This window comes from Oxalicibacterium faecigallinarum, assembly GCF_014635705.1.
In the GTDB taxonomy this organism is placed as follows: domain Bacteria; phylum Pseudomonadota; class Gammaproteobacteria; order Burkholderiales; family Burkholderiaceae_D; genus Oxalicibacterium; species Oxalicibacterium faecigallinarum.
This window is the reverse complement of sequence record NZ_BMDI01000001.1, coordinates 1,903,741-1,920,869: the sequence shown is the minus strand read 5'-3', so window position 1 is coordinate 1,920,869 and position 17,129 is coordinate 1,903,741. Positions and strand designations below refer to the sequence as shown.

The 17,129-nt window shown below is 54.9% G+C and carries 16 protein-coding genes; 8 read left to right on the top strand and 8 right to left on the bottom strand.

Features of this window, described 5'->3' with window-relative positions; translation table 11 throughout:
- Positions 1 to 78: 78 nt before the first annotated feature.
- From IEV29_RS09160 to IEV29_RS09150, 3 genes are all read left to right on the top strand, one after another.
- The gene (locus IEV29_RS09160; RefSeq protein WP_188380881.1) at positions 79 to 564 is read left to right on the top strand and encodes an asparaginase domain-containing protein; all 486 of its coding nucleotides are present in this window, start codon (positions 79 to 81) and stop codon (positions 562 to 564) included.
- A gap of 198 nt (positions 565 to 762) precedes the next feature.
- Positions 763 to 2,595, top strand: a complete 1,833-nt coding sequence (locus tag IEV29_RS09155) for a DUF4153 domain-containing protein (RefSeq protein ID WP_188380880.1) — start codon at positions 763 to 765, stop codon at positions 2,593 to 2,595.
- A gap of 181 nt (positions 2,596 to 2,776) precedes the next feature.
- Positions 2,777 to 3,001, top strand: coding sequence for a Lar family restriction alleviation protein (locus IEV29_RS09150; protein WP_188380879.1), 225 nt, complete (start codon positions 2,777 to 2,779; stop codon positions 2,999 to 3,001).
- Positions 3,002 to 3,118: 117 nt separating this feature from the next.
- Here the strand turns inward: IEV29_RS09150 and IEV29_RS16285 are convergent, their stop codons facing one another.
- A complete protein-coding gene (locus IEV29_RS16285) occupies positions 3,119 to 3,244 on the bottom strand; it encodes a hypothetical protein (RefSeq protein ID WP_268234297.1) in 126 nt (41 codons plus the stop codon).
- Between the two features lie 221 nt (positions 3,245 to 3,465).
- Complete coding sequence (lpxO, locus tag IEV29_RS09145; protein ID WP_229726338.1) at positions 3,466 to 4,365, bottom strand: lipid A hydroxylase LpxO; 900 nt, start codon at positions 4,363 to 4,365, stop codon at positions 3,466 to 3,468.
- 1 nt (position 4,366) lies between these two features.
- Between lpxO and IEV29_RS09140 the strand changes: the two genes are divergently transcribed.
- Together IEV29_RS09140 and IEV29_RS09135 are read left to right on the top strand one after the other, a co-directional pair.
- Entirely contained in the window at positions 4,367 to 4,552 is a 186-nt protein-coding gene (locus IEV29_RS09140; RefSeq protein ID WP_188380877.1) for a hypothetical protein, read from the top strand.
- 72 nt (positions 4,553 to 4,624) lie between these two features.
- A complete protein-coding gene (locus IEV29_RS09135; RefSeq protein WP_188380876.1) occupies positions 4,625 to 5,701 on the top strand; it encodes an MBL fold metallo-hydrolase in 1,077 nt (358 codons plus the stop codon).
- 42 nt (positions 5,702 to 5,743) lie between these two features.
- Here IEV29_RS09135 and IEV29_RS09130 read toward each other — a convergent pair whose 3' ends face one another.
- Positions 5,744 to 7,972: an NADP-dependent isocitrate dehydrogenase gene (locus IEV29_RS09130; protein WP_188380875.1), complete on the bottom strand. Its 2,229-nt coding sequence runs from the start codon at positions 7,970 to 7,972 to the stop codon at positions 5,744 to 5,746.
- Between the two features lie 297 nt (positions 7,973 to 8,269).
- On the opposite strand from IEV29_RS09130, the gene cfa reads away from it, so the two are divergent.
- Positions 8,270 to 9,433, top strand: a complete 1,164-nt coding sequence (gene cfa, locus IEV29_RS09125) for a cyclopropane fatty acyl phospholipid synthase (protein ID WP_188380874.1) — start codon at positions 8,270 to 8,272, stop codon at positions 9,431 to 9,433.
- 181 nt (positions 9,434 to 9,614) lie between these two features.
- Here cfa and mnmE read toward each other — a convergent pair whose 3' ends face one another.
- From mnmE to rpmH, 5 genes are all read right to left on the bottom strand, one after another.
- A complete protein-coding gene (gene mnmE, locus IEV29_RS09120) occupies positions 9,615 to 11,012 on the bottom strand; it encodes a tRNA uridine-5-carboxymethylaminomethyl(34) synthesis GTPase MnmE (protein WP_188380873.1) in 1,398 nt (465 codons plus the stop codon).
- A gap of 135 nt (positions 11,013 to 11,147) precedes the next feature.
- The gene (yidC, locus tag IEV29_RS09115) at positions 11,148 to 12,836 is read right to left on the bottom strand and encodes a membrane protein insertase YidC (protein ID WP_188380872.1); all 1,689 of its coding nucleotides are present in this window, start codon (positions 12,834 to 12,836) and stop codon (positions 11,148 to 11,150) included.
- A gap of 18 nt (positions 12,837 to 12,854) precedes the next feature.
- Positions 12,855 to 13,112, bottom strand: a complete 258-nt coding sequence (yidD, locus tag IEV29_RS09110) for a membrane protein insertion efficiency factor YidD (protein ID WP_188380871.1) — start codon at positions 13,110 to 13,112, stop codon at positions 12,855 to 12,857.
- Positions 13,109 to 13,507 carry a ribonuclease P protein component gene (gene rnpA, locus IEV29_RS09105; protein ID WP_188380870.1) on the bottom strand — a complete coding sequence of 133 codons (399 nt, stop codon included), beginning with the start codon at positions 13,505 to 13,507 and terminating at the stop codon, positions 13,109 to 13,111. Before rnpA ends, yidD begins: the two co-directional genes overlap by 4 nt.
- Positions 13,508 to 13,516: 9 nt before the next feature.
- Positions 13,517 to 13,651, bottom strand: a complete 135-nt coding sequence (gene rpmH, locus IEV29_RS09100) for a 50S ribosomal protein L34 (protein ID WP_040041456.1) — start codon at positions 13,649 to 13,651, stop codon at positions 13,517 to 13,519.
- A 377-nt stretch (positions 13,652 to 14,028) separates the two neighbouring features.
- On the opposite strand from rpmH, the gene dnaA reads away from it, so the two are divergent.
- Positions 14,029 to 15,417 carry a chromosomal replication initiator protein DnaA gene (dnaA, locus tag IEV29_RS09095; RefSeq protein ID WP_188380869.1) on the top strand — a complete coding sequence of 463 codons (1,389 nt, stop codon included), beginning with the start codon at positions 14,029 to 14,031 and terminating at the stop codon, positions 15,415 to 15,417.
- Between the two features lie 341 nt (positions 15,418 to 15,758).
- Positions 15,759 to 16,865, top strand: coding sequence for a DNA polymerase III subunit beta (gene dnaN / locus IEV29_RS09090; protein WP_188380868.1), 1,107 nt, complete (start codon positions 15,759 to 15,761; stop codon positions 16,863 to 16,865).
- Positions 16,866 to 17,129: the final 264 nt, after the last annotated feature.

Here is a 17,129-nt window from a genome sequence, read left to right as displayed (position 1 = left end):
TAAGTAAAGGTTTCTTTCGCGTGCCATAAACTCGCGCTATGATGTAACAATTCAATCTTCACTCCAACGTGTGATCTCATGGCTCTGCGTATCATTGCGACAGGTGGCACCTTCGACAAACATTATGATGAATTGTCAGGCAAGCTGACGTTCGGCAATGGTCACTTGCCAGAGATCATTCGACGCGCGCGTATTACGGTGCCGATCCAGCTGGAGCAACTGCCTTTCCTCGATTCGCTGGATATGCACGACGCCGATCGGCAGCGCATCTCTGCCTCATGCTTGCGTGCCGATGAAAAGAGCATTGTGGTCGTGCACGGCACCGACACGATGAAGGAAACCGCGGCAGTGCTGGGTGCTGCCCAATTACGCAAAACGATTGTGCTGACTGGCGCGATGATTCCTTATGAGGTGCAGCATTCCGATGCGCTGTTCAATTTCGGATTTGCCTGCGGCATTGCACAAGCGTTACCGCATGGCGTGTACATCGCCATGAATGCCAAGATCTTCACGTGGGACAACGTACGGAAGAATCGTGTGGAAGGCGTGTTTGAAACGACCTGAAACCATTTCCCGTCAACAGACGGCCGCGCAAGCGGCCGTTTTGCATGCAAGGACGTGTGCAAAAAAAAGCCCGTCGACCGTTACCGGTGACGGGCAAACTCCATGATTCGTCGTTTTGCGACAGTCTAGAAGATCAATGTGACCGCCGTATGACGTATATGCAATGCGCCGGACGTCGGATACTTCAGGGAAAACTTCATGCAGATAGCAACCGATGCTGAAAGCAGCGTGCCTAAATCTCTCGTAACCGGGCAAGTCGCACGTGTGCGATTGCTGACGGGATTGTTGCAGGGCGTCTTGCTGTATGCGATGTACTACGCAACCAAGCATGCGATCTGGCCGGTGACCAATGCCTATTTCTCGGCGCCGCTCGCATTGTGCCTGTTGTTCGTTCCCATCTTGTTTACTTCCGCGATCGGCCATCTGGATCGCAGTCGTTTGTGGAAATGGATATTGGCCGCGACAGTGATTTGTATTGCGCTGGGGCTGCACGATGCCTGGCGCATGGATTATGTTGGCAACGGGTTGACCGATACCAGCAATCCAAGCAAGTTTGTACTGTCAGGCTTGCTGATTGTTCTGACGGCAGGCGGACTCTTTATTGCACATGCGCTGGTCATGGCTGCTGCGGAAGACGCAAAGCGCATTGCGCGTTATTACACTTATTTTGAAGTCGCCTGGAAGCTGGCGATACAAGTCATGTTCTCGCTTCTGTTTGTTGGTGTGCTTTGGCTGATTCTCTGGCTGGGGGCATCGCTCTTCATGCTGGTCAAGCTGTCTTTTCTGCGCAGCCTGCTGGATCAGCCATGGTTTGTGATTCCGATGCTGACGTTTGCGTTTTCGACGGCCTTGCATGTCACGGATGTGCGGCCACGTATTGTGCAAGGCATTCGCGGATTATTGCTGACATTAATGTCCTGGCTGTTGCCGATCAGTGTACTGATCGTTGGCGGATTTCTGATGTCTTTGCCCTTTGCAGGATTGGAGCCGTTATGGGCGACACGGCACGCCAGCTCGGTGCTACTGGGTGCGACAGCTTTGCTGGTCGTATTGATCAACGCTGCCTTCCAGAACGGGCGCGTTGCGCCGGAAACGGCACGCGTACTGAAAATGGGTGCACGTCTTGCCTGCGTCGCCCTGTTGCCGCTGATGGTGATCGCAATCCATGCGGTCAGCTTGCGTGTGCAGCAGTATGGATGGACCGTGGATCGTATCAAGGCGGTGGCCTGCCTGATGGTCGGTACATGCTATGCGATCGGCTATCTGTGGGCGGCGTGTGAGCGAGGGCAGTGGCTGTCACGAATTGCCCATACGAATATCATCGCTGCCTTTATCGTCGTGTTCCTGCTGTTTGCATTGTTCTCGCCGATTGCCGATCCGGCACGCTTGTCCGTTCACAGTCAGATGGCACGGCTGGATGCCGGCAAGACACCGGTTGCAGATTTCGATTTTCACTATCTGCGCTTTGAAGGCGTGCGTTATGGAAATGCTGCGCTACAAGAGCTCAAGTCACGCACGCAAGGCGCTGATGCAGAGCTGCTACGTCACGGCGCGGAAGCTGCGCTTGCCAAAACCAACAAATGGGATCGCACAGACAATCGACGACTTGCCGACGATCAATCACGGTCACGCAATATCCGTGTATTGCCTTCCGGCCAGAATTTGCCGGCGGATTTTCTCGGATCGAACTGGGATACCAGCGGCAATGCCTACCTGGTGCCGGATTGCCTGCGGTACGCCAATGCGCAATGTGTTGCGCATCTGATTGACATGGACGCGGATGGCGTTGCGGAAATTCTGGTGGAGGGGGAAAAGAACGTCTCCCGTCTATTCCTGTTCAAGAAAGAGAAAAGCGGACTCTGGCGCTCTGTCGGCATGGTAGAGATTGGCTACGGGTGTGAAGACACGCTGCAGTCTTTGCAAGATGGCCGCTATCAGGTGATACCGCCTGAATTCAACGATCTGCAAGTGGATGGCCGGCGCTTGCGGTTCCAGCCATGGTTTGAGAGTCGTTCGGCTTGCAAGCAATGAAAGACGGTAAAAAAATCATCTGAATCATTTCATTTGATTTTGTACTAGAATCAAAATCAGACAGTCCATCCGCGACTGGAAAAAAATTATTCGGGAGGAAACGACAGAACTCTGGCGTCTGCAGGTGATCCAACAAAGGACTTCATCCAGAAGCGTAAGCAAACAAAATGAGGAGAAAACAATGGAAAAAGCATTGAAAGCATGTCCATTCTGCGGTGGCAAGGCAGAACTGAAGCAAGCCCATTATCTCGAATCAGAATTGCCTTACAGCTACGTGCATTGCATGAATAATGAATGCGCGCTGCATCACAACACCGCCCACTTCAGTGGCGAAAGTGAGCAAAAGAACGCACAGAACGCTGTGACTGCATGGAATCAGCGAGAACAGATTCCTGTCCCGCACTGATGCTTGCCGCATCGTGACAAATAAAAACGGCCTGAATCATCAGGCCGTTTTTGCTTCTCAGGTCAGCTTGTTCAGGTGCTGACTCCCCTCCTCCCGTTTTGCCCTGCGCGACGCGACTTAGCGCGATTCCGCGACAATAATTGTTTTGTGTCCTGGCAGATCGTCGCTGTGCACGGCCGCTGCGCACAGAAAACTTACCGCGGCGGCGGCAGAGATCAGGCCGATAGTTGAAAATTTGCGCATGGGATTTCTCCGGTTCAAATCTGTATGTCGTGGGCGGTGTGCCGATGATCAGAATGTTAGGCAAACCGACGCCGGGCGGATATCAGAACCCTCCCCATCTTGTTGTCAGAAAAGAGGAGATTGTCGGTTGTATGCGACAGTCGAAAAAAAGAGCCCGCAAGTAGCGGGCTCTTTTAACGAAATGCTGATGACGCAACCATGTGTTGCGCATCTCTGCCTGATCAGATCATGAGGATGGCAGCGACGATGCCGAGCAGAATGCCCCATTTCACCAGATAGTAAAGCGGCTTGTTGTAGGCCTTGAGCTTTTTGCCGTTGGCGCGGATCTGGTAGATGTTTTTGAAGGCGCGATTGACGCCACCAGTCTTGTCCTGCATGTCGTTGGGTGCTGCCGTTGCCGACATCACGGTATTGCTGAACCAGTGATTGACGGCTTGTGCCCAGCCCCATTTCATTTTTCGTTCGAGATCGCAAAACAGGATGATGCGATTCTTGTCGCTATTGTTGGCAGCCCAGTGGATGTAGGTTTCGTCAAAGATCACGGCTTCGCCATCGCGCCAGCTGTAATCGATGCCATCCACGTTGATAAAGCAGCGATCGTCATTTGGCGTCACCAGCCCGAGGTGATAGCGCAGCGAGCCGGCGTAGGGGTCGCGATGCTTGCCCAGATCGGCGCCCGGTGGCAATTGCGCGAACATGGCGGCCTTGACGCTGGGAATCGAATCCAGAATCGCGGTGGTGCGTGGGCAGCGTTGGACAGCCGACGGATGGCTATCGCCGTACCATTTGAGATAAAAGCGTGTCCAGCCACGACGGAAGAAGGAGTTGAAGCCGGCATCATCCATCTTTTCGGATGCCTTGATTGCCCCTTCGCTCTGCAACGCGAGTGCTTCGTCACGAATGATTTCCCAGTTGTCGGCCAGTGTTTTGAGTTCAGGATAGCTGTTGACGTCGTGGTAAGGACGGTCCGGCAGGCTTGAAAACAGTGTCATGAACGCGTTGATCGGCGCCATGAAAGTCGAGTGGTCGGTCGACTGGCGTAGCCATTTGTGGCGTACCTTGCCGCGGTAGTGGGTGTACATCACGCTGGCAAGAAACAGCGTGATCAGTGTCCATTTGATCATGTCTGATTGGAACAAAATGTTGAAGAGCAGATTGTACTCAACTGCCATCAATGCTGCTTGCGCGCGTGCGCGGAAAACCTTGTCAGATGCGCATGTGCGCCACCTTGTGCAGAAATGGGCAAGAAAACGCGAGGATGAGGCAAGTGCGCTCAATCATCGGCAATTAGAATTTTTGCATTGCTGATTGATGTCCCGGGAACCGCCCTCAGTTACAGGACTCTGCAGTGATGTTGTTTTCACTTTGATACTGCCTCACATGCGCAAATTTCTTGTAATCACGACGGGCATTGCGCTTGTCGTGGCTTTCTTTCTGACCATGAACGCTTCCGCGACGATCGATTACACCGCTTCTCCACAGTTTCAGAACGGCAAATTCCGCAATGTCAAAGACGGCAAACGTCCGACCTGGCAGGAAACCCCCGGACTCTGGTGGCGTTTTTTGTTTGGCAAGAATGAAGGAACCGAACCCAGTGCGCCACTTGATGTGGTCCCCATTGTGCCCCAGCAATGGCGTGATGCGGACAGCGGTACGATCTGGCGCCTCGGGCATTCCACCATCCTGATGAAGTTCGACGGCAGGTTCTGGCTGACCGATCCGGTTTTCTCCGAGCGTGCGTCGCCGGTGCAGTGGATGGGACCCAAACGTTTCCACCGGCCGCCGATTGATCTGGCCGACATGCCGCCGCTGGATGTCGTCATCATCTCGCATGACCATTACGATCATCTCGACAAGGCGAGCGTGCTGGCCCTGGCCGAACGTACCCGTCAGTTTGTCACGGCCCTAGGGGTAGGCGATCTGTTGATCGAATGGGGTGTGCCGGCAAACAAGGTACGGCAGCTCGACTGGTGGCAGTCGCTGAATGAAGACGGCATCACGGTCACGGCAACACCGGCGCAGCATTTCTCTGGCCGCAGTCTGTTTTCGGGTAATGCAACACTCTGGGCGTCGTGGGTAATTGCAACGCCGCAGTACAAACTGTTCTTCAGCGGTGATACGGGTTACTTCGATGGTTTCAGGGAAATCGGTGAGCGCTTTGGCCCGTTTGATCTGACCATGCTGGAGGCCGGCGCCTACGATCCGATGTGGGCCGGGGTGCACATGCTGCCAGAACAGGTCTTGCAGGCGCATCAGGATCTGGGCGGCAAATGGATGATGCCAATTCATAACAGCACCTTCCCCCTGGCATTTCATCCGTGGCGTGAGCCGTTGGAGCGGGTGTTTGCTGGTGCGGCAGAAAGGAACATTGCGTTGAGTACGCCCCGTGTTGGCGAGCCATTGCAACTGGACAAGATCGAGACGTTTACGCCCTGGTGGAGGGACGCGGACAACTGACCCCGATGGAGTCGGTTGTCCGAGATAGCGAAAGGATGCTGATCAGGCGATGCTGTCCAGAATCTGGTTCAGCGTTTTGCTTGGCCGCATGGCAGCGCTGGTCTTGGCGGTATCCGGATGATAGTAGCCGCCGATATCAACCGGTTTGCCTTGCGCTGCCTTCAACTCCGCAACGATGGTGGCTTCGTTATCAGTCAGTGCCTTGGCCGGTGCGGCAAACTGTGAGGCCAGTTCCGTATCCTCTGTTTGCGCGGCCAGTGCCTGCGCCCAGTACAAGGCCAGATAGAAGTGACTGCCTCGGTTATCGAGTCCGCCAACCGCACGTGCTGGCGACTTGTCGGTATCAAGGAACTTGCCGGTCGCGTTGTCCAGTGCCTTGGCCAGCACCAGCGCTTTCTTGTTACCCGTCACATCGCCCAGATGTTCGAGCGAAGCTGCCAGTGCCATGAATTCACCGAGCGAATCCCAGCGCAAAAAGTCTTCTTCCACAAACTGTTGCACGTGCTTCGGTGCAGAACCGCCGGCACCGGTTTCAAACAGTCCGCCACCTGCCATCAACGGCACGATGGACAGCATCTTGGCACTGGTGCCCAGCTCCATGATCGGGAACAGATCGGTCAGATAATCACGCAGTACATTGCCGGTGACCGAGATCGTGTCCTGACCCTTGCGGATGCGTTCGAGCGAAAACTTGATTGCATCGACCGGTGCAAGGATGCGCAGATCCAGACCGTTCGTATCGTGATCCTTCAGATAGCACTCGACCTTGGCGATCAGTTGCGCATCATGCGCGCGGTTTTTGTCGAGCCAGAAGACAGCGGGCGTGTTGCTGGCGCGTGCGCGATTGACGGCGAGCTTGACCCAGTCCTGAATCGACGCATCTTTGGTCTGGCACATACGGAACAGATCGCCTACTTCGACATTCTGCTCGAGCAGCACCTTGCCGCTGGCATCGCTGACGCGCACCACGCCATCCGCCTGAATCTGGAACGTTTTGTCGTGCGAGCCGTATTCTTCGGCAGCTTGCGCCATCAGACCGACGTTGGGCACGGTGCCCATCGTCACCGGATCGAATGCACCGTTCTTTTTGCAGTCATCGATCACGGCCTGATAGATCGCGGCGTAGCAACGATCAGGGATCACAGCCTTGGTATCCTGCAGTTTGCCTTCGGCATTCCACATGCGGCCCGAATCACGAATCATCGCCGGCATCGATGCATCGACGATCACATCGCTTGGGACGTGCAGATTGGTGATGCCTTTATCGGAATTGACCATCGCCAGTTGCGCGCGCGAAGTGTAAGCAGCTTGAATATCGGCTTCGATCGCCGCTTGCTGATCCGCAGGCAAGGTCTTGATGCGTGCATACAGATCGCCAATGCCATTGTTGGGATCAAAACCGATCTGCTTGAGCACCTCGGCATGCTTGCTCAACACATCCTTATAGAACACCGACACGACATTACCAAACAGAATCGGGTCGGAGACCTTCATCATCGTGGCTTTCAAATGCACCGAGAACAAGACGCCTTGTACCCGTGCATCGTTGACTTGTGCTTCGATGAAGTCGCGCAATGCCTTGCGGCTCAACACGGCGGCATCGATGACTTCACCTGCTTTCACGGCAGTCTTCTCTTTCAGGACCGTGGTGGTGCCATCCTTGCCGACCAGTTCGATCTTGACGTTGCCGGCTTCGGCAATCAGTGCAGATTTTTCGCTGCCGTAAAAATCACCCTTATCCATGTGGGCGACATGCGATTTGGAATCGGCGCTCCACGCGCCCATCTTGTGCGGATGTTTGCGTGCGTAGTTCTTGACCGACAATGGCGCGCGACGATCCGAGTTGCCTTCGCGCAGAACAGGATTGACCGCACTGCCCTTGATCTTGTCGTAGCGGGCCTTGATGTCTTTTTCCTGGTCGGTCCTGGCTTCGTCCGGATACGAGGGCAGCTTGTAACCCTGCTCCTGCAATTCCTTGATTGCGGCTTTCAGTTGCGGCACCGAAGCGCTGATGTTCGGCAGTTTGATGATGTTGGCTTCGGGTTTGGTTGCCAGTTCCCCCAGTTCGGCCAGTGCCGGGCCGATTTTCTGGCCTTCTTCCAGAAACTCCGGGAAGGCGGCGATGATGCGGCCAGCCAGCGAAATATCGCGGGTTTCGACCGCGATGCCGGACGAACGCGCAAAGGCATCGACGATAGGCAGCAGCGAGTAGGTTGCCAGCGCAGGCGCTTCGTCGGTCAGGGTATAGATGATCTTGGAGGAAGTGGTCATGGACTCTTGGCAAAAGTGCTATGCACCGCGTGCGACGCGGCATGCATAAATGTTATTGTGAGAAAAGCATGTCGGCTATTGTCGCTCAAAAGCACCCCTCTCCGCAAAGCGTGCCAGCCCGCTTGGGGCCGTCAGTTGAAAGAATCTGCCTTGACCTTAGGCAATTCAGCGACTATCAAGGTGATGGAAATTATCAATTTCCCAAGCTTCCATTCAGCGGCTAACTTGAAAAGCGCTTCGCTGACCAACAGGTAGTAACGGTTCTTGTCGCACACGGTTCTCTTGAGTGAAGGCCTTATGCATACAAATACGTTCTCTTCTCCCGACCCTCTCATCACGCCCGAGCACAACAGCGTGCACGACGCGGCCATCAAGCTGTTGCGGCAGGCCGCCATCGAAGTCAATGGCAGTAATCCGTGGGATATGCAATTGCATGCGCCGGATGTGTTGCAGCGCGGCATGGCGCAGGCCAACCTCGGCCTGGGCGAGGCCTATATGGACGGCGACTGGGATGCCGAGCGGCTGGATGAATTTTTTGCACGTCTGCTTGGCACACGACTGACCGATAACATCCGGCCTTTGCGCCTGCTCGGTCATGTGCTGATGGCCAAGCTGTTCAATCTGCAAAACATTGAGCGCGCCAAGAAAGTCGGTGAAGTGCATTACGACCTCGGCAACGATTTTTATGCGCAAATGCTGGACTCACGGATGACGTACACCTGCGCATACTGGGAACATGCCACCAATCTGGAGCAGGCGCAGGAAGCCAAGCTCGATATGGTGTGTCGCAAACTGCAACTGCAGACCGGCATGCGCTTGCTGGATATTGGTTGCGGCTGGGGAAGCCTGCTTGCCTTTGCTGCCGAAAAATATGGCGTCGAAGGTGTGGGCGTCAGCATTTCCAAGGAACAGATTGCCTTCGCAGCGCAGCGTTATGCGCATCTGCCGATCGATTTCCGCCTGCAAGACTATCGTGAACTTGACGAGCGCTTCGATGCGGTTGCCAGCCTTGGCATGTTCGAACACGTCGGTCATAAAAACTTCCGCACCTATATGGAAGTCGCGCACCGTTCGCTCGATCAGGGCGGGTTGTTCCTGCTGCACACGATTGGCAAGAACTCGCGCCGCACGCCGCCTGATCCGTGGATCGACAAATACATTTTCCCAAATGGCGATCTGCCATCGATTGGCCAGATTGGTGATGCGGCCGAAAATCTGTTTGTGGTGGAAGACCTGCACAACTTTGGCAGCGATTACGACAAGACGCTGATGGCCTGGTTTGCAAATTTTGATCGTGCGTGGCCTGCGTTTGCGGAGCAACTGGGCGAACGCTTTTACCGGATGTGGAAGTACTACCTGCTGTCGTGTGCCGGTGCGTTTCGCGCGCGGGATATCCAGTTATGGCAACTGGTGCTGTCCAAGGACGGTGTGCGTGGTGGCTATCGTCGTCCTTCTTTGTAGTGAAACGAAGCGAACAGGCGTGCCTCGCTTTTGAAAGGAGAAAATATGACGTTTGGAAATAATACGCCGGCAAATGGCCCGAGCAAAACCGGCAATCCGTCCGGTGGCGGCAGAGGAAATAATCCCCCTGCCAAAGGCAAATAACAAAAAGGCGACGATATCGTCGCCTTTTTTAAGCGCATCATTTTCCGATGCAGAATCGACTGAAGATCACCCCCAGCAAATCATCCGGTGTGAACTCGCCAGTAATACTCGACAGGCGATCCTGCGCCAGTCGCAATTCTTCAGCAAACAGATCGAGCGCCGGATCGCTCACTTCGCTATCGTGCGCAGCGTGCTGGGCGGCGATATCGAGATGTTCTTCTGCCGCTTTCAGCGCAACCAGATGACGTTCGCGTGCGAGATAAAGCGACTCGCTGGTTTGCTGCCAGCCGATTAGGCGCAGCAACTCATTGCGTAGTAGATCCATGCCTGCCAGTTCCGATGCGGACAGATAGATGTGTGTTGCATCCGGCAGTTGATCGACGGAGGGTTTGTGGCCTGACAGATCGATCTTGTTCCAGATGCGGATAACGGGAATGCCGCTCGGGAAGCGCGCGGTGATTTCCTCATCTTCCCTGGTCGGGCCGCGCGCAGCATCTAGCATATGGACAATGACATCGGCTTTTTGCACTGCCGCCCAGGTGCGTTCGATGCCGATGCGTTCGACTTCATCGCTGGCTTGCGCTTCGGTGCGAATGCCGGCGGTGTCGATGATGTTGATCGGGATGCCTTCGATCTGAATGGTCTCGATCACCTTGTCGCGTGTAGTGCCGGCAATCGGCGTGACGATCGCAACGTCGTTACCGGCCAGTGCGTTGAGCAGTGATGATTTGCCGACGTTCGGCTGACCGGCCAGCACGATATTCAATCCCTCGCGCAGCAAGGCGCCTTGCGCGGCCTGACGGAATACTTGTTGCAGTGCTGCGCGAATGCGTGTGAGCTGACCACGTGCATCCGACTGCTCCAGAAAATCAATTTCCTCTTCCGGAAAATCCAGCGTGGCTTCGACCAGCATGCGCAGATTGGTGATCTTGTCGACGAGGTCCTGTACCGCATGCGAGAACGCACCCGACAGCGATTGCGAGGCCGAGCGTGCTGCGGCTTCGGTCGATGCTTCGATCAGATCGGCAACCGCTTCAGCCTGTGCCAGATCAAGCTTGTCATTCAGGAAGGCGCGATGTGTGAATTCGCCCGGTTGCGCCAGACGCAAACCGATACCGGCACCGGCTTCCAAACAGCGCGCCAGCAGCATTTGCAGCACGACCGGACCGCCATGTCCTTGCAACTCCAGCACATCCTCACCCGTGTAGGAATGCGGTGCCTTGAAATGAATCGCCAGACCCTGATCGATCACGCTGCCATCGGCGTGGACAAAATCCAGATAGGTCGCATGACGCGGCTGCAACGATTTGCCTTTGGTGGCGCAAACGGCATCGATGATGGCGGCAACATTTTTGCCCGAGATGCGGACAACGCCAATGCCGCCGCGACCGGGTGCGGTGGCGATGGCGGCGATGGGTGCGGAATCGAAATTCATGGTGTGGTTTTATCGTTATCGGTGAGCGTCAGTATCAGGCAACAGCATAAACGAAGTGCGCGTAAAAAAGCCCGTGAGTGCGTTCGCAAGTCACGGGCTTTTGAGAAGCGCGTCTTACACGCTTTGCTTGAGTCATCAGGTCGTCGGTGCACCGATCTTTCTGGTGATCGTCCATTGCTGCGCAATCGACAACACGTTATTGACAACCCAGTACAGCACCAGACCAGCCGGGAAGAAGAAGAACATGATCGAGAAGATGATCGGCATCCACATCATCAGCTTGGCTTGTACCGGATCTGGTGGCGTCGGGTTCAGCTTGGTCTGGATGAACATCGACACGGCCATCAGGATTGGCAGAATACCGATGGTCAGATGGAAGCCGAAGATGTTGTACGAACCGAACAAGGTATCCGGTGCGGCCAGATCGGCAACCCACAGCCATGGCGCATTACGCATTTCCACGCTGGCCAGCAAGACCCAGTACAGCGAAATGAAGACCGGGATCTGAATCAGGATCGGCATACAGCCGCCGAGCGGATTGATCTTTTCTTTCTTGTACAGCTCCATCATCGCCGCATTCATCTTTTGCGGTTCAGCTTTGTACTTGGTACGGATCTCGGTCATTTTTGGTGTAACCAGTTTCATCTTCGCCATGCTGCGATAGCTGGCAGCCGACAGCGGGAAGAAGATCAGCTTGATCAGCACGGTCAGCGCGATGATGGTCCAGCCCCAGTTGCCGAGGATGGCATGAATGTGTTCCATGGCCCAGAAGATGGGGCGTGCAATGATCGTCAGCCAGCCATAGTCCTTGACCAGATCGAAGCCAGGCGCCACGTCATCCAGACGCGAGGATTCTTGCGGGCCGGAGAACAGCGTGGCGTCGAGCGACTTGGTTTCGCCCGGTGCGATGGTGCCAACAGGCACGACTGTGCCGACGGCATACAGATCGGTTGCCAGTTTCTTGGTGAAGTAATCACGTGGCTCGTCGGTCTTCGGTACGAAAGCCGAAACGAAGTAATGCTGCACCATCGCGATCCAGCCATCGCTGGCTTTCTTGATGTGCTCGTCCTTGCCCTTTTCGATCGAATCGAAGGTGACCTTCTGGAATTTCTCGGCATTGCTATAAACGGCAGGGCCGGTAAAGGTGCTGTAGAACATCGACTCTGCCAGTTTGCCGCCATCGCGTACCAGTTGCATGTAGACCGACGGCGCGATCGGTGCATTGGTGTTGTTGACGATGTCGTGCTTGATGTCGATGCGATAGTCATTACGGGTGAAGGTATAGGTCTTCACCAGCTTGACGCCTTGCTGCTCGGCCTCCATCACCAGTTGCACCTGATTGCCGTCACCCAGTTCGCGCGTGCCTGGTGCAACCTTGAACAGCGAACGATGGTTTGGATACTCGCCGCCGGTCAGGCCGGTCTGGCCCAGATAGGTGCGAGGTGCCACGCTGTCGAACAGAACGATGTTCTTGTCGCTGTGTTCGCTTTCCTTGTGTTGCAGCAGTTCGAGGCGACGGATTTCACCGCCAATGGTGTCGATGTCTGCTTTGACCAGATCGGTCGTGACCGTGATGATTTCGCTCTTGGCTGGTGCCTGGCCGCCCGGAATCGCCTGATTGGCAGGGACAGGGCCCGAAACGGTTGGCGGGACATCCGATGTCGGCTTGTCTGCATTGCCTTCAGCGGCGGTAGCAGTTTGCGGTGTTTTGCCCGCGTTACCGAAGAAGATCGAGTCCTTGCCGGTATAACGGTTGTAGTTGTCCCACAGCATCAGCAGCGAAAACGAAAATATTACCCAGAGGACGGTACGTTTGATATCCATAAGTCTCTTAATCAGTAATCAGGAATGGCGGCAACCGCAAGCAGTTGATTTGGATGAGGACGATTTCTTGGGAACCGGATCGACGCCGCCCGCATGCCACGGATGACATTTACACAGACGGCATGCTGCCAGCAGGCTCCCTTTCAGAGCGCCATGTTCCTCGATCGCTTCGGCGGCGTAACTTGAGCAGCTTGGATAAAAGCGGCAGTTTTGTCCGAGGAAAGGGCTGATGCACAGTTGATACCCGCGCACCAGTAATAACAGAATCTTTTTCATTCGCCCGCTCCCGAGCGATGTGCCGGTTTGCATTGCGATGCGAACAGACGCGTCAATTCTTCCCGCAATACCCGCTTCAGGCTGGCGCTGGTGGCCGGACCTTGTTTGGTATTGACAGGTTGCGACAGGCGAACGATGCAATCGATCGACGGCAATGCCGTCTGGCGAAACAATTCGCGTGTCACACGCTTGATCGTATTGCGTGTCACGGCACGAGGAGCGAGGCGTTTGGCGGCGACGACGCCCAGACGTGCATGCGGCAGATCGGTCTTGCGTGTGTACAGGACGAAGTGAGCGGTCCGATACACGGGGCGCAAACGAAAAACGGATGAAAATTCATCCGTTTTAACGATCCGCCGATCGCGTGCAAAGTCGAGCGAACGATCGCCGGTCACGCCATTCGCTTATACAGCGAGGCGCTTGCGGCCTTTGGCGCGACGTGCGTTGAGCACAGCGCGGCCACCGCGAGTAGCCATGCGAACACGGAAGCCGTGGGTGCGCTTGCGGCGAACGACGGAAGGTTGGTAAGTACGTTTCATTTGTGGTCTCGCTAATCAGCAATATTTAAAATCAGAAATCACGCGCCCCATATCGCCGGAAGAAAAAAGCACTTCTTTGGCAGCTGGCGCATGCGCTGAACCCTCTGGGCGACAACACAACGGACCAACATCGTGGGTAGTGAACCCTGAATTAGACAGCACTTTCCCCTTGCCTGTCAATTACTTAGCACCGTTCTGGCGCAGGCTTTTGTGCATAAATAAGTCGCCCGCCTGTGGATAACTTTGCCCGACGGGGGTAGAATAGGCGCTCCGTGTGGCGGCAGCCGGGTCTCAAAACAGGGACTTTTCGGCCTGCAAATAGACCATCCAAGGGGCGCCGGACCACCCTTCGCATAATAAAGATCAAGTAGACCTTCATGGAAAATTTCTGGCAGACCTGCTCCGCCCAGCTCGAACGGGAATTGACGCCTCAACAATATAGTGCGTGGATCAAACCGCTGGCGCCGCTCGATTACGAAGACGGCACCTTGCGCATCGCAGCCCCCAATCGCTTCAAGCTGGATTGGGTCAAAACCCAGTTCGCCAGCCGTATCACGACCCTCGCCGCAGAATTCTGGAATGCGCCAATCGATGTGCAGTTCGTGCTTGATCCGCGTCTGGCGACGGCGCGTCGTCCAAGTGCTGCACCTGCCAACAACGCGCCGACCGGTCAGACGGATGACATCCCCGCCAATGTCTTGGAACCGATTCCATCCTCGCCGGCGGAAGCAACACCGCGCCGCGATCAGAGCCGTATCAATACCGCGCTGACCTTCGACAGTTTTGTGACCGGTAAGGCCAACCAGCTGGCGCGCGCGGCCGCCATCCAGGTCGCCAACAATCCGGGCAGTTCGTATAACCCGCTGTTCTTATATGGTGGTGTGGGCCTTGGTAAAACCCACCTGATCCATGCCATCGGTAATCAGATCCTGCAAGACAATCCAGACGTCAAAATCCGCTATATCCATGCAGAACAATACGTTCGCGACGTAGTGACTGCTTACCAACGCAAAGGATTTGATGACTTCAAGCGCTATTACCATTCGCTTGATTTGTTGCTGATCGACGACATCCAGTTCTTTGGCGGCAAGAGCCGCACCCAGGAAGAATTCTTCTACGCATTCGAAGCGTTAATTGCCGCAAAGAAACAAATCATTATCACCAGCGATACCTATCCCAAGGAAATCACCGGCATGGATGACCGCCTGATTTCCCGTTTTGACTCCGGTTTGACGGTTGCCGTCGAGCCGCCGGAGCTGGAAATGCGAGTGGCGATCCTGCTCAAAAAGGCGGTTCAGGAAGGGGTCACCATGTCCGATGACGTGGCCTTTTTTGTCGCCAAGCACCTGCGATCCAACGTCCGCGAGCTCGAAGGCGCACTGCGCAAGATTCTTGCTTACTCCCGTTTCCACGGCAAAGACATCACGATCGAAGTTGTCAAGGATGCATTAAAAGATCTGTTGTCGGTGCAAAACCGCCAGATCTCGGTCGAGAACATTCAAAAGACAGTGGCCGACTTTTTCAATATAAAAGTTGCCGATATGTACTCGAAAAAGCGTCCGGCCAACATTGCCCGACCACGCCAGATCGCGATGTATCTTGCCAAGGAATTAACGCAAAAGAGTCTGCCGGAAATCGGCGAACTGTTTGGCGGACGTGATCACACGACGGTGTTGCATGCCGTCCGCAAGATCGCTGCAGATCGTGCCAAAAGTCCGGAATGCAACCACGAGCTGCACGTGCTGGAGCAGACCCTGAAGGGATAAATGTGCTGCCTACGTGCCTGTGGATAACTTTGTGGAAATCCATGGGATAAGTGGTGGATAGTCCGTGGATAAGTTGCCACAGTCAGAATCAGCAGTAGAAAATCGCGACCAGAGGGTCGCATGTCAGATGTTTCTGTCAAAATACAGGGTGTTGCCGCCTTGCCCATAGCCAGAGAGCGAGTACGGATCGCCGCAAGCGTGAAGTGTTTTCTGACAAGGCGGTCGTGATCGGTCGGCGCCCGTTGCCGGTGTCGGTTACAGCAAGGTTGTACGTGCGGGATGATGTTGCTGCATGCCGCATTCGCGCATTTGTTTAACTATCTATCGATAAGGATCCAACTATGCAATTGGTTAAGACCCAACGCGACGCGCTGCTTCGTCCGTTGCAGATTGTGAGTGGTATTGTCGAGCGTCGGCACACTTTGCCGATTCTGGCCAATATCCTCATTCGCAAGGATGGCGAGCGCGTTTCTTTCCTGTCGACCGACATTGAAGTGCAGATCACCACGCATGCACAAGTCGGCAATGGCAATGACATTGCATCGACCACGGTTGCGGCACGCAAGCTGCTCGACATTTTGCGCGCCCTGCCGGATTCGGGCGATGTGTCGCTCACGCTGGCAAACAAGCGCATGAGCGTGCAGTCGGGCAAGTCGCGCTTTGCATTGCAGACATTGGCTGCGGAAGAATTCCCTACCGTCGCACAAGCCGAGCAATACAACGCCAAAGTCACCCTGCCGCAAAAGACGCTCAAGCATCTTTTCAACATGGTGCACTTCTCGATGGCGCAGCAAGACATCCGTTACTACCTCAATGGCCTGTTGCTGGTGGTCGATGGCAAGAACGTCATCGCAGTGGCCACCGACGGTCACCGTCTGGCGTTTTGCCAGGTTGAGACCGATCAGGAATTCCCGCGTCAGGAAGTCATCATCCCGCGCAAGACCATCATCGAGCTGCAACGTCTGCTGGAAGAAACCGATCAAACCGTCGATCTGGAAATCGCCAACAATCAGGTCAAGCTGACCTTCAGCGATATCGAACTGATCTCCAAGCTGGTCGAAGGCAAGTTCCCGGACTACACCCGCGTGATTCCAAAAGGGTATAAAAATAACTTCACGATCGGTCGCGATCAGTTGCTGCGCTCGCTGCAACGTGCTGCCATCATGACCTCGGACAAGTTCAAGGGCGTGCGTTGCATCATGAGCCCGGGCAGCATGAAGATCAGTTCCACCAATGCCGATCAGGAAGAGGCTGTGGAAGAGATCGAAATCGATTACGGCGGAGATAGCGTCGATATCGGCTTCAATGTCACCTATCTGCTCGACGTTCTCAACAATCTCAAGAGCGACAACATCAATATCGCCCTCGGCGATGCCAACTCGTCGGCACTGATCACGGTGCCTGACAATCCGGACTTCAAGTACGTCGTCATGCCTATGCGTATTTAAAGGCTGAAATTAAGCATTCATCGGGGTTGCAGGCTTGGTTTGGCGGCTCCGATGAGGTAAAATTTGCCTTTAAAAACAGCAATTTGGCCCCAATTAATCTCGGTACCCAAATCCCTGTTTTCCGGTCTTTTTCGCTAGTGCGGAAATCCGGGTTGCAGTATCAGCGAAGTAGCAAATTTTCATCGCAAGTCATTTCGTTATCAGGTGAGGTCCAAGCCAGCCAGCGTGATTCGCGCAAGCAAGCACTTTCTCCTTTCCCACTGA

Bases quoted from the DNA above. Each gene is read 5' to 3' on its own strand.
- IEV29_RS09160 (WP_188380881.1), top strand. From the start codon at position 79: ATGGCTCTGCGTATCATTGCGACAGGTGGCACCTTCGACAAACATTAT.
- IEV29_RS09155 (WP_188380880.1), top strand. From the start codon at position 763: ATGCAGATAGCAACCGATGCTGAAAGCAGCGTGCCTAAATCTCTCGTA.
- IEV29_RS09150 (WP_188380879.1), top strand. From the start codon at position 2,777: ATGGAAAAAGCATTGAAAGCATGTCCATTCTGCGGTGGCAAGGCAGAA.
- IEV29_RS16285 (WP_268234297.1), bottom strand. From the start codon at position 3,244: ATGCGCAAATTTTCAACTATCGGCCTGATCTCTGCCGCCGCCGCGGTA.
- IEV29_RS09140 (WP_188380877.1), top strand. From the start codon at position 4,367: ATGTCTGATTGGAACAAAATGTTGAAGAGCAGATTGTACTCAACTGCC.
- IEV29_RS09135 (WP_188380876.1), top strand. From the start codon at position 4,625: ATGCGCAAATTTCTTGTAATCACGACGGGCATTGCGCTTGTCGTGGCT.
- IEV29_RS09130 (WP_188380875.1), bottom strand. From the start codon at position 7,972: ATGACCACTTCCTCCAAGATCATCTATACCCTGACCGACGAAGCGCCT.
- cfa (WP_188380874.1), top strand. From the start codon at position 8,270: ATGCATACAAATACGTTCTCTTCTCCCGACCCTCTCATCACGCCCGAG.
- mnmE (WP_188380873.1), bottom strand. From the start codon at position 11,012: ATGAATTTCGATTCCGCACCCATCGCCGCCATCGCCACCGCACCCGGT.
- yidC (WP_188380872.1), bottom strand. From the start codon at position 12,836: ATGGATATCAAACGTACCGTCCTCTGGGTAATATTTTCGTTTTCGCTG.
- yidD (WP_188380871.1), bottom strand. From the start codon at position 13,112: ATGAAAAAGATTCTGTTATTACTGGTGCGCGGGTATCAACTGTGCATC.
- rpmH (WP_040041456.1), bottom strand. From the start codon at position 13,651: ATGAAACGTACTTACCAACCTTCCGTCGTTCGCCGCAAGCGCACCCAC.
- dnaA (WP_188380869.1), top strand. From the start codon at position 14,029: ATGGAAAATTTCTGGCAGACCTGCTCCGCCCAGCTCGAACGGGAATTG.
- dnaN (WP_188380868.1), top strand. From the start codon at position 15,759: ATGCAATTGGTTAAGACCCAACGCGACGCGCTGCTTCGTCCGTTGCAG.